Below are 13084 nucleotides of genomic sequence, written 5' to 3'. Positions count from 1 at the left end.
GACGGCGGTACAGCGACGCGCTCGCCCACTGCCACAACGACCCGCCCGCGGTCAACGGCGGGCGGGTCGTTGCGCTCAACTCGCCATGGCCCGCCATGTCGGCGGGCCATGGCGGGCATCAGAACTTCACGTTCATCGACACGGTATAGCGCCGGCCGAGCAGGTCATAAGAAGACAGCAGGTCATAGGGGTAAGGCGGCGCGGTATCGAACAGGTTGGAGACGTTGAAACGCAGCGTCGCCTTGTCCGCGATCTTCTGCGAGAGCGCGAGGTTGAACAGCCACTGGTCGTCCAGTTCCAATATGTCCCGGCTGTCGGCGTTGAACAGCATGTCGTACTTCGCCTTGCCGGTATAATTGGCCTGGATGCTGATGCCGGCACCGCTCGGGCTGGCATAGCTGACATTCATCTGCCCGCTATATTTGGGCGTGCCGATCTCGCCGGCCTGCGGATCGATGGTCACGCCGTTGTTCGACGACCGCAACGTGTCGAGGTAGAAGAAGCTGCCGTCGAGGCTGATGCGCCCGCCAACGCCGATGCCATCGAGCGGGATCAGATAGGAGGCCGTCGCCGTCAGCCCCTTGAACTCCATGAAGCTGCCGTTGACGAAGCCGGTGCGGATGCCGGGCGCGGCGGGATTGGACGCGATCTGGCCGTTCTCGTTGGCGTCTGCGCTGTGGACCCGGGTGAACTGGGTGCAGAAGCTATTGCCTGCATCCGGATTGTTCAGGTCGAAGCTGGGATTGTCGTAACAGCCCTCGGCGATATTGGCCGCGGTCAGCGAGGCGATATTGCCCGTGACCTTGATCCGGTTCCAGTCGATCGCTGCCTGGAACCGCGGCAGGAAGCGAGGCCGCAACACCACGCCGAAGGTGTAGGAATCCGCCACCTCGTTCTTGAGATTGGGGTTGCCGCCGGTCACGCCCGGCACGGCCGAAGTGCGCGCGATCGAACCGAACTCGTTGGTGATGCCATAGGCCTGGAAAAAGGCCTGGCAGTTGCGCTGCCGGATCGCCGGGTTGCTGCCGCCGCCTATGTTGGCTGCATCGCACGGGTCCGGAAAGAAGGAGCCGGCGTTGGTGCGCGGCGTGAAGAGTTCGACGATCGAGGGCGCACGCAGCGACCGCGTATAGTTGCCGCGGAACTCGATATCCGGGATCGGACGGTAGCGACCGCCTCCGGTATAGGCCCAGAAGCCCCCGTTGATCGAATTGTTGACGTAACGACCCCGTCCTTCGAGCGTCAGGCTGTCGATCAGCGGCACGTTGTTGTCGCGCGAGACCAGCGGCACCAGCAGCTCGCCGAACACCTCGTCGGTGTTGAAGCCGCCCTGGTTGCCGACGATCGCCGCCGCGCGACCCCGCCCGGCAACCTGGAAAGGATCGGGGGTGAATTTGCCGAACTCGTGGCGATGTTCGTAGCCGAGGTTGAAGCCGACGCCGCCCGACCACAGGGTCACGAGGTCGGACGAACCGATGTTGAAGTTATAGACCTGCTGCTCGATCACCGAGCGCGCCGTGGAGCGATAATTGACATAGGCGACCGCGCCCGGATCGAGCCGGCCCGGCCCGAACGGATCGAGCGCGACGCAGGCCGCGTCGGCGATCGGCGTGACGCCGCCGGGCGCGGCGTTCACCAGCGGGTTGGGATTGCAGTTGTTGATCGCGTTCACGAACTTCTGCTGATCGAGCAGGACCTGGTGGAAGGCGCCCGTGGTCCGGCCGATATTGACCGACGCTTCGTAGGTGAAGGTCTTGCCGCCCAAGGCCTGGAAGTCGCCGCCGACACCCAACACGCCGCGATAGACATTGGTCTCCGAGCTCGCGGCGCCGTTGGTGATGTCGACGAAATCGCGCGACAGGTAGAAATTGGTGACGCCATATCCCTGCAGGATCGTTCTGGCCTGCGCGTTGAGGCGCGGATCGTTGACGTTGAAGGTCAGCGCGCTGTTCGCCCCGCCCGGGAACAACGGCGAGTTGTACACCGGCTGGTCGATGATCTCGCGGCCGACGCCGTGATAATAGGTGCCTTCGTAGAATACCTTGAACCACGGCGCGAACTCGTAATCGGCCACCAGATTCACGGAATAGCGTTCGAGGTCGTTGGTCAGCGGACGCGTGTCGGTCAGGTTGAAGCCATCGCCGCCGCTGCCATAGGTGTTCCCGAACGGACTGCCCTGGTCATAGGGGACGATATTGCCGCTCCCGTCGAACTGCAGGCGGTTCGCACCGCTGGCGCCGAAGCCTGGGACATTGCCGTTGAGGATACCGTTGGTGGACCCGAACGGCAGGATCAGGCCGGCCGTGGATTCGGAGAAGATCCGGGTATTGCCGATCAGCACCGTGTTCGGGATTCCGTCCAGCACCGGCAGGTTGCCGTTAAACGGCACATTTGGGTTGATGCGGCCGTCATTGCCGGTAGTGCGGCCAGGAAATTGCGTTGCCGCGTTTCTCACGCTCGGGTTGGTCTGGAAGGTCAGTGCCTCCCGCGCGCGCTTGCGGTCGACGGCGCGCAGACCGTCATTACGGTCATAGGAACCGCCGATCAGCACATGGCCCAACCCCTCCGCGCCGATCTTGAAACCGGCGATGCCGGACAGGTTGAGGCGGTAATTGTCGCCCTTGTCGCTGATGCCGCTCAGCGCCTGGAGCTCGACGCCCTCATAATTCTTCTTCAGGATGATGTTGACCGTGCCGGCGATGGCGTCGGAGCCGTAGACCGGTGCGCCGCCGATCGCGACATTCTCGACGCGCTCGACCATCAGCGACGGGATCACGTTGAGATCGACCTGGAGGCCGGCCGGGTTGCCCAGCACCGTCGGCGCGTTGGTCGACACGAAGCGGCGGCCGTTGACGATGGTCAGGGTCCGCGCCGTGCCCAGGCCGAACTTGTTTACGAAATTCTGGCTGACGCCGTAGCTGCTCTGGCCACCCTCGGCGCTTTGTGGAATGCCGAAGCCGGGCTGCTCGTTGAGCGCGTCGGCGACGTTGGTGATGCCGCGCACGTCGAGATATTCGGAGGAGACGACGGTGGTCGGCTCGAGCGCGTCATATTCGGCGCGGCGGATGCGCGATCCGGTGACGATCACCGTATCGCCTTCCTCGACCGCTTCCGTGCCGACCAGCGGCGCGTCCTGCGGGAGGCTTGGCTGTGGCTCGGGCGCCGACTGCGCCTCTGCCCGTACCGAAACAAAAAGGAGCGTCCCCGCAAGGGCACTCGCCGCCAGCAACCGATTCTTCATCCCGGATTCCCCTTGTTGTTAGCCTCTCCTCCCTGCCGTTTCCCGGTGCGCCGACTGTCGCGGCCGCTTACCGGCAATCATTTGTATAGACATAAGCTATCACGCTGCTGCCGCTTTGCAACATAAAAGACATGGGACAAGAATGAATGTTTCCTGACTGGCGGTGCACGCATGAGAATCTTCCAGAAAACAACCATTATGGTGCGATCATGCCACATGTCCTGCCAGTAGCGCGCCTTTTGTATAGACATTTAGCGGCGGCCATAGGACACTCCGGCGCGGTGCTGAGTCGGTGCGGTCAGGCAAAGAGGGGGAACAGATGAATCACAGCAGCAGGTCGGGATCAGGCAAGTCGGGATCCGGGCGCGCGCGATTCGCGCTGCTCGCCGGCGTGGCGCTTTCGTTCGCCGGCATGGCCACCGGCATTCCCGGTGCGTCGCCCGCCATGGCCGCCGACAATCCTTCCGCCGGCTTTCCCATGAACGAGGAAATCCGCACCAAGGTGCGCGCGCTGCGCGGCATCGCTTTGGCGCCGGACGGCAAGTCGGTACTGGCCGGCATCACGGACACCACGGCCGATGGCGGCCAGCCGCATCTGTGGCTGCTGCGCGCCGGCGCCAAGCCGCGCCAGCTGACTTTCTCGCGCTCCGGCGAGCGGGGCGGCGAAACGGCGGGGCAATTCTCGCCCGACGGCAGCGCGATTCTGTTCATCGCCACGCGCGACGGCACGCGCTCGCTGTTCCGCCTGCCGCTCGCCGGCGGCGAGCCGGAGCGGCTCCAGATCGCGAAGAATGCCAGCGGTGCCGTGAGCGCTGCCTGGGGCGGCGCCAAACTGGACAATCCGCTTTCGGCGGGCGGCTTCGCTTTCTCGCCCAACGGCAAATATCTCGCTTTCTGGGCGGACGATCCCGAAGCTGCGGCGGTGAAGACGCGCAAGGAGCGCAAGGACGACGCCTATAGCCATGGCGAGCCCGATCACCGTACCCACCTCTATCTGCTCGATCCGGTTAGTGGCGCGGCGCGGGCGGTGAAGCTGGACGGCGTCTATGACAAGGTCAGCTGGTCCTATGACAGCGCCGACATGATCGTGACGACGGATCCGGATTCGGATCTGACCGGCCCGAACGCCGTCACCTGGAAGGTCACGCCGGATCTGGTCGTGACCAAGCTCGATCTGCCTGCGACGGCGGCCGACGCCGCCTATCTCCCGGGCCGTACCCGAATGATCTACACCGATAATTGCGTGGACGACGCGCCGCCGCGCTGCAACGACCTGTTCGTGAAGGATCTCGCGAGCGGCGAAGCGCGCAACCTCACCCGCGGGTTCGACGGCGATATCCCCTCGGGCTTCAAGATCCTGCCAAGCGGGGATCTCGTCGCCGCCATTCCCACGCATATGCGCAGCCGCCTCGCCCGCATCTCGACGAAGGACGGTTCGGTCACCTGGTTCGACATCGGCCGGCCGGTGGTCGGCTCGCTGGTGACCAATGCCGCACAGACTGGCTGGGCGATGACGGGCACCGGCCCGACCGATCCGATGACGGTGTTCGTGACGCCGAAGCTGGGAGCGGCCGCCACCGCGCTCGAAGCGCCGGCGCTCGTCCCGGCCACCTGGGCGAAGGTGCCGTCGAAGCTGGTGACCTGGCAAAATGAGGGCCTGACGATCGAGGCGATGCTGTACATGCCCAAGGTCGCGCCGGGCACGAAGGTGCCGCTGGTGGTGAGCATCCATGGCGGCCCGGCGGGGCGCTTCGCCGACGATTATTCCGCTCTCATCCAGATGCTCGTCGCTGAAGGCTGGGCCGTGATGCAGCCCAATATCCGCGGCAGTTCGGGTTATGGCGCGAAGTTTCTCGCGGCCAACAAGAACGACCTCGGCGGCGCCGATTACCGCGACGTGATGACGGGCGTCGACAGCGTGCTCAAGGACTATCCGATCGACGAAAAGCGCATGGCGCTGATCGGCTACAGCTATGGCGGGGAGATGGCCGGCTTCGTCGTCGGCAAGACCGACCGGTTCAAGGCGATCGTGTCGGGCGCGCCGGTGATCAACCAGTTCAGCGAATATGGGACGGAGCGCGGCACCTTCTACGATCGCTGGTATTACGGGAAGCCGTGGCTGAACTTCGCCGATGCGTGGCGCCAGAGCCCGCTCTCGACCGCCGCCAATGCGAAGACGCCGTTCCTGCTGCTGCAGGGCGCCGAGGACGTCACCGATCCGCTCGGCCAGTCGCTCGAGATGTGGACGGCGCTCAAGCAGAGCGATGCGCCGGTCGCCCTGGTGGTCTATCCGCGCGAAGGGCATGGCGACACCGGCGGCCACTTCCGCGCCCTCGTCAGCACGGAGCCGTGGCACGGTATCGATCTGCGCCGCCGCATGTTCGGCTTCCTGCGTGCCGCCTTTGCCGGCGAGCCCGATCCGCTGGCGGTCGCGCGCAAGGACGTGCCGTAAAGGATAGGTCGGGCGGTCAACCGACCGCCCGACCTATGAGCCCGAAACGAACCGCGCGGTCAGGTCGAAATTGTCGCCGTTGAACACCTGGCGCACATAAGTGATCGATTCCTGCTCGCGCCACGTCCAGCGTTCGAGCACCAGGCACGGCTTGTCCTCGCGCACCGCCAGCAGCTTGGCCTGCTCGCCCGCCGCCGCGGCGGTGATGCGGTGCTCGGCCTCGGTCCAGGGGACATGGTTCAGCAGCCAGCTTCCCGGCGGCGTCTCCGAGAAATCGGCGTCGATCGCCTGCGGCACCGCGGTCAGGTTGATGAAACGATCCTCGGTCGCGAACGGAACGCCGTCGGCCAGATGGATGCACCGCAGCGCCAGCAGCTCGCCCTTTTGCGGAATACGCATGATCTCCCCGGCCTCGCTGTCGGCATCGAGCACCACGCAGCTCAGCAGGTGCAGCCGATAGACATGGCCGCGCCGCACGATCTCCTCGCGCATGTCCGGGATTTGCAAGGCCGCCATCTGGATGCGCGGCCGGTTGACGAACGAGCCGCGGCGGCGCTGGCGCGAGATCAGGCCGGCAACCGCCAGGCTCGACAACGCCTTGTTCACCGTCATGCGCGAGCAGCCATATTCGGCCATCAGCTCATGCTCGATCGGGATGCGATCGCCCGGGCGCAAGGCACCGGACATGATCTTGGTCTCGATGGCGTCCCGGATCTTCTGATAAAGCGGCCGGTGATCCGGCGCGGGACGTTTCAGTGGGACGGCCATCGGCGCTCCGCGGCTGCGCATGCGCGGCCCCTATTGTTCGTCATGTCCGGGGCGCGCACCATGAGCGAGAGAAACGGCGCGGCGGGCAAAAGGTCAAGCGCGGACTGGCCCTGCCGGTCCGCGCCCGATCGATCTTCGGTCAATCCGGCTTCACCTCGAGCGTCGAGGCTTCCTGCGTCGGATAGCTGTAGAGCAGGTTGAACAGCAGCTTGTAGGTGCCGTGCGCCTGGCCGCGCCATTGCGGCTTGAAGCCGTAGAGGAAGACCCGGCCCTTGCCATATTCCACTTCGAGCGCCGCTGCCTTGCCGCGAATCTTCTCCGGGTGGAGCAGCACGCCGCTGCGCAGCGGATTGCCCTCGGCCGGATAGGAAGCGAGCACATTGCCCTTGAAGCCGACGGTCGGCTGGAACACCGGGCCTTTCTCGAACATCACGATCGGATCGGCCGGCATGCCCGCGGTCGCCCGCGATGGCGTACCGAGCTTGATCTGCAGCAGCGCGCCCGAACAGAAGAACTCCTCGCTGCGGGCATTCTTGACGATGTTGGTGACCGGCAGGTCGAACAGGTCGATCGCCGCATCGGCCGCGCCGTTGAGCGCCACCAGCGTGCCGCCGTCCGCCACGAACTTCTTCAGCGCGATCGATCCCTCGTCGCCGATGCCGCCGGTATAGCCCGGAGGGGCCTGAGTCGCATCCAGCCCGTTCAGCAACTGATCGCGGCTGCGCACATCGGGCAGGATGATCGTGTCGAACCGGGCCGAAAGCCCACCCTTCTTCATGTCCTCGTTGCGCAGGCTGACGGCACCATATTGATATTGCTCGAGCAGCCAGCGGGTCCAGCCCTCGTCGATATTCGATCCCCAGGGGCGATACAGGCCGACGCGCGCCCGCTTCACCGCCTGGGTGGCCGGCGCCGGTGCCCCGGTCGCGGTGGCGCTCGTCGCCGCCGCGATCGCCGCCATGGCGTCCGCGCCGATGCCGCTTACCACGATCGCGCCGGTCTCCTCGCCATTGGAGGTGGTGACGGATCCGGTCGAGAAACCGATCTTCGCGCCCTTCAGCGCTGCCTGGTTGGCCGCGAGGAAGCTCGCATTGGCCTTGCGGCTGAGCAGATAGGCGCCGCCCGATCCGACGACTCCGCCCTCGACTTTGGCCGTGGCCACGGGCGTGAGCGCCGCCAGCGCCTCGGGGCTCAGCTTCTCGGTCACGGCGATCGCCTTCACGCCGAACTGCAGCGGCAGGGTCCATCCGGTCACGTCATAGGGAAGGTCGACTGGCTTGCCGTCGCCGCCCAGGATCGCGTCGGGATATTTCTGCGTCTCGAACAATTCCTGCGCCAGCCCGGCATAGGGCTGGTCCATCTTCACCACCCAGGATCCGGCGGGATAGCTCTGCGCGCCCAGCGTCACCGCCGACGATGCCTTGCTGATGGTCAGGCCCTGGTCGATCAGCTTCTGCGCGAGCAGCGCGGCTTCCGGTGCATCGGTCTGGCCGGCCGGGATCACCCAGGCATAGGGGCCGTCGCCGCTGGCGTATTTCTTGATGGTGTCGCGCGCCGCCTGATAGCGATTGTACAGCAGCACTTCGCGGTAACGGACCGCGGTATCCAGCGTCGACATCGAGGCGACCGTTTCATAGCGGATCGAATCCGAGAAATGCCACCAGCCGCCCTTCCACGGCGAAGGGTACATCACCTGCGCCTTCAGATCCTGCATGTTGCGCGGGAATTTCTTCGGATCGTAAAATTTCGGCGTGGCCGATGCATGGGCGACCTCGGTGAAGTAGGAGATCGTGTTGCGGAACACATGCGTGTAATCGAGGAAGCCGGGATACCAGTTGTCGAAGCGCGCCTGCGCGATCGCGCCCGGCATCTGCTTTTCCTCGAACGCGTTGATCATGTTGACGCCGATCGCCGTCGTCCATGTCCGCATATAGGGGCTGATGTTGCTCGACATCGGATCGGAGAAGGGCGGCACCCAGATGCGCGCGGGGAACGGCGCGACCTGGTGATGGGTGTACCAGATGGTCGGGCTATACTCCTGCTCCGCCTTGAAGACGTTCTGCGATTCCAGCATGTTGAGCATATAGCCGTCGCGATTGTTATCGTGGCCGACATATTCCTGGTACAGCCAGGGCATGCCGCTGGTCTCCCACGGCGTGCCGCGGTTCTTGCGATACCAGTCGACCACCATCGTCATGCCGTCGGGGTTCAGCGTCGGCCACAGCACGACGATGACGTCCTTCAGCACCTTCTGGACTTCCTCGTCGTCCGGCGATGCGACCAGCTTATAGGCCAGCGCGATCGCGGACTGATGCGCGGAGACTTCGCTCGAATGCAGCCCGCCATCGATATGGACGATGATCTTGCCGTCCTTGGCCAGCGCCTTGGCGGTCGCGTCGTCCAGGCCATTGGCGGTCGACAGGCGCTTCTGCAGCGCCTTGGTCTCTTCCCACTTCGCCAGATTCTCGGGCGAGGAGATGATCGCATATTCGATCGTCCGGCCCTGGGTCGTCTTGCCCGCGGTGAACAGCTTCATCTTGTCGGTCGATGCGGCGAGCTTGTGGAAATAGGCGACCGCATCTTCATAGGAAGCGAGATAATAATCCTCGCCGACATCGTGCCCGAGCACGGATTTGGGGGTGGGCGGCTGGGTCTGTCCTTGCGCGGAGGCCGGTCCCGCCATCATCAGGCTGACGATAATCGCCGAAAGCGCCGCACCCGATTTCAGTCCCCGCATCTTTTGTCTCCGTCCCATGGCCACGGCCCGCTCGGCCCTATATCGCGGGGCAAGGCTAACCCGAGGGTTTTGTATATACAATAGCGGTCGATAAAATTTGTGCGTCGGGTGTGATGCCTGTTTTTAAGGCGCGTGGGTTGCGGTCGACACTCCATGCTCTGTACCCAAACTAACCGACGCTGATGGGCGGAGTGGGGCTTGCGGTCTTTCGGGGTCGGAGCAGAGCGACCAACATTCCTGCGTTTCGTTCAACTGGCCCGCCGCGTCCGCTTCGCGCCAATAGCCGTCGTTCGAGGTTTGGCGGGATCTTCCAATCGCCGCCGATCGCGTCGTGGCCGACGCATGTAGGTACCGTCCTAGAATTTTCATCGTAATCCGGCAGTAACGAAAAAGGGCAGCCGGTGGGCTGCCCTTCGTCTTTTGCACTGTACGATAAATCAGAACTTGAAGTTCGCGCCCGCACGGAATGTGCGGCCGATCAGGCCCGGCAGGTGCCAGGAGGCCAGATAGTTCGGCTGCGTCGTGTAGAGCGTATTCGCGTAAACCGGGGCTCCCGCGTTCGTGAAGTTGCCGACAAACATGAAGAAGCTGAACTGGTCGTTGACCTTGATCGTCGCGTTCAGGTCGGCGTAGATGAACCGGTTGATCTTGCAGAACGAGTTGCCGCCGGTGGCGTCCTTGTAGATCGTCGCGGCGCACGAGGTGTCCAGGTTGCCCTGGTCCGTCGCGACCCCCTTCATGCGTCCGACATAATAGGTCGTCGCTGTCAGCGAGACCGGTCCCATGATCAGCGTATTCTGCCAGTTGCCGCGCCACTTCGGCGTGCCGCCGCCCGACGAGAGATCCGCCGGTCCGACCGTGCCGGTAAAGTGCTGCACATTGCCGTTATCGAGGTGACGGTCGAACTTCAGCGTCGCCTGCAGGTCGAGACGGGTCTCGAATCGCACATCTTCGCTGATGTCGAACCGCCCGTTGGCGCCGAATTGCAGGCCCGTCGTCACGTCGTAGTTCGCATTGACGTAAGGCGCATTGACCACGAGCAGACGCGGCAGTGCGTTCAGTGCGAACGGATCGGCACCATCGACGACATTGCACGAGTAGCCCGGGATCGCCGCCACCTGCGCACACCCGGCCGCTGAGGCTGCGGCCGCCGAGGCGAAGGTCTGGCCCGCCACCGAATAATAGGCCCGGATCGCGTCGCCGGTCTGCGGCCCCGTAACAATCAGGTCGGACTTCTTCACGTTGAAATAATCGACGGTGAAGCTGACATTGCGGCTCGGCTCGAAGACCGCACCCAGCGTGAAGCTGCGCGACTTCTCCGGCTTGATGCCGGGATTGCCAACATAGCCGCGACCCAGCGAGTAGTTGGCAGTATAGGCTGCGTTGGCAGCATGCGCCTGCCGGAATGCGACGGCATCAGGCGAAGTGCTCGGGTTGAAACCGACAAAGCCGGAGTAGGAACTGAGCGGGTTGATCTCCGCAAAGGTCGGGGCACGGAATCCCTTTGAGAAAGTGCCGCGAAGCGAGATCTGCTCGATCGGCGAGAACTTCGCGCCGATTTTTGGCGAGAAGCGGCCGAAGCCTTCGGAATAGTCGTCGTAGCGGCCCGACGCATTGACCTCGAGCGAGTCGAGGATCGGCGCGTTGATTTCAAAATAGCCGGCCCACACGTCACGATTGCCATAGGCCTGCGCGGTCGAGAGGCCAGGCACGTCGAGGTTCGGATTGGCGCTGCGGTTGGTCAGCTTTTCCTTGCGGTACTGCGCGCCGACTGCGACCTGCAAGTCGCCACCCGGCAGCGCGAACAGGCTGCGGCTGAGCGAAGCGTCGACCGTGGTCTCTTGCGAGTTGGACAGCGAGGTGATCGGCGGCACCACGGAATCGCGGACTGCCTGCGAGTTCAGGCTGGGATTGACGAAATTGTACGAGCCGGTGTTGATCGCCCGCACCAGGCCATTCAGATTGGCGAAACCGGTCTGGATCAGTTCCAGATCGTCGCGCGAATAGCCGGCATCGATATTCCACTTCCAGCTATCGCCAATCGTGCCGCGCAGGCCTGCGGTGACGCGATACAGCTCGTTGGTGCGTTCCGAACCGGCCTTTACGTCGCCGAACAGATAATAGAGGCGCGCCGCATTCGCCGCCGCGATCGCCGGGGTCGCCGCCAGGTTGGTGGCATAGGGGTTGTTCGGGTTCAGCTTGCGATCCGCCGCGGTCGCGCAGTTCACGCCCGACGAGCAGATGAAGTACGGCAGCACGATGCCCGGGTTCGTCGTCGAGGTGGCAGGCGAGCCGCCGAACGCCTGGTTCTGCCGGATGGCGCGCGGCGGCAGGGTGATGTCGACTTTGTTGTTCGAATAGCTACCCGCAACATAGCCTTGGATCGCATCGCTGACGCGGAAGCTGAAGCGGGCGACGCCGGCATAGCGTTCCTGCTTCGGCAGGATCTGGACATATTCGCGGGTCATATTGTGCGCGCACGCGGTGCCGACGCGAGCAGCTGTGTTCTCGGAGTAGGTGCCGAACTGACAGTTTGCGAGCGGGGTCAGCGAGTTGAAGATCGCCGGCGTCGTCGCGTTCGCAACGCTGCCCGCTAGCGGATTGTTGAGGTCGGTCTGAGTCACGCGCGTAACGACTGCATCCGGCGTCGCGGTGCCCAGCGTATCGTCTGCACGATTGCTGTCGACACCGCCGATCGCGCGCAGATCCAGCGTGTTGAACGGGAAGCCACGCGAATCCGCCGTGATCGTGCCGCCCTTTTCATATTCGCCGCCGACATAGATGTTCCAGCCCCGGCTGTCATAGTCGCCAAAGCCGGCAAGCAGGCGCGCACGGTACTTCTGCCCGTCGCCTTTTTCCGAAACGCCCGCCTCAACCCCGCCTTGAATGCCGACAAACTGCCTGCGCGTGATGATGTTGACCACGCCGCCGATCGCGTCCGCACCATAGGTAGATGACGCACCGTCCTTAAGGACTTCGACACGCTCGACATTCACCTGCGGGATGCTGGCAAGATCGACATAGGAGTTGTGGCCATCGTCGCTGAGCGGGAAGTTTGCAGAGCGCAGCCCATCAACCAGCACGAGGGTCGAGGAAACGCCCAGATTGCGCAGCGATACCGCAGAACCGCCCGCCGAGAACCCACTGGTGAAGCCAATGCCGATCGATCCCGCGCCATCGGCCGACGCCTGGCGGATGGCATCGGCCATGTTGGTTACGCCGGCCCGCTCGAGCGTCTCGGCATTGATGACGGTAACTGGCGATGGGGTTGCGGTGTCTGCCCGGCTGAAAAGTGATCCGGTGACCACGATGTCGCCACCTTCATCCGAAACCGGCGGGTCCTCCGACTGCGTTTGCTGCGTGGTTTGAGCGATAGCGGGCGCCGCACACAGGGCAATACCGCTCAATGCGAGCGCGGACGTCGCTGCAGTGCTGCGCAGCAATGCGGCTAGTGAATCCGTTTTCATAATCAGAACCCCCTCTAAAAGCGGGGCGACGATCACGTTCGACCTGCTTCGCCCCCAATCTGAACTGCGAGGCCGATGCATTCGGGCGACACGATCTGTAAAGCCGCTGCGTAACGGTATGTTGCTGCACGCTATCGAATTGTTGCCAGGTGCCACATATATGCAACACGGCTCCGCTCACTCGAGCCCCTCTCACTGCGGCGCAAATTGACGATGCAGGCGTTGCACGCGCAACTAGGCGGGGGGCAATCCGTGGCGGTTACCTCTAAGTGCCCACCGCCGGTGCGTGCGCCGCGAGATTTGGGGACATTGTGTAATTGAATTAGCCATCCTCCTGCAGAGTACGGAGTCGCCTGGCAGGTGCTCCACGGCAGGAGGATGACCGATGACGATTTATGCAGGATTGGATGTTTCTGACA

The 13084-nt window shown here is 63.8% G+C and carries 5 protein-coding genes; 1 reads left to right on the top strand and 4 read right to left on the bottom strand.

All coding sequences use genetic code 11. The features are described 5' to 3' along the window. Nucleotides 1–118: 118 nt before the first annotated feature. A complete protein-coding gene (locus U1769_RS24070; RefSeq protein ID WP_332720702.1) occupies nt 119–3241 on the bottom strand; it encodes a TonB-dependent receptor domain-containing protein in 3123 nt (1040 codons plus the stop codon). 319 nt (nt 3242–3560) lie between these two features. Between U1769_RS24070 and U1769_RS24065 the strand changes: the two genes are divergently transcribed. Next, nucleotides 3561–5693, top strand: coding sequence for a S9 family peptidase (locus U1769_RS24065; RefSeq protein ID WP_332720701.1), 2133 nt, complete (start codon nt 3561–3563; stop codon nt 5691–5693). Nucleotides 5694–5726: 33 nt separating this feature from the next. Here the strand turns inward: U1769_RS24065 and hutC are convergent, their stop codons facing one another. From hutC to U1769_RS24050, 3 genes are all read right to left on the bottom strand, one after another. Beyond that, nucleotides 5727–6461, bottom strand: coding sequence for a histidine utilization transcriptional repressor HutC (gene hutC, locus U1769_RS24060; protein WP_332720700.1), 735 nt, complete (start codon nt 6459–6461; stop codon nt 5727–5729). Between the two features lie 139 nt (nt 6462–6600). Then, complete coding sequence (locus U1769_RS24055) at nt 6601–9198, bottom strand: M14 family zinc carboxypeptidase (protein WP_332720699.1); 2598 nt, start codon at nt 9196–9198, stop codon at nt 6601–6603. A 437-nt stretch (nt 9199–9635) separates the two neighbouring features. Further along, the gene (locus U1769_RS24050; RefSeq protein WP_443030451.1) at nt 9636–12665 is read right to left on the bottom strand and encodes a TonB-dependent receptor plug domain-containing protein; all 3030 of its coding nucleotides are present in this window, start codon (nt 12663–12665) and stop codon (nt 9636–9638) included. Nucleotides 12666–13084: the final 419 nt, after the last annotated feature.

It is taken from the genome of Parasphingomonas zepuensis (genome assembly GCF_036663735.1).
Classification (GTDB): domain Bacteria; phylum Pseudomonadota; class Alphaproteobacteria; order Sphingomonadales; family Sphingomonadaceae; genus Sphingomonas.
This window is presented reverse-complemented; position numbering and strand designations above follow the sequence as displayed.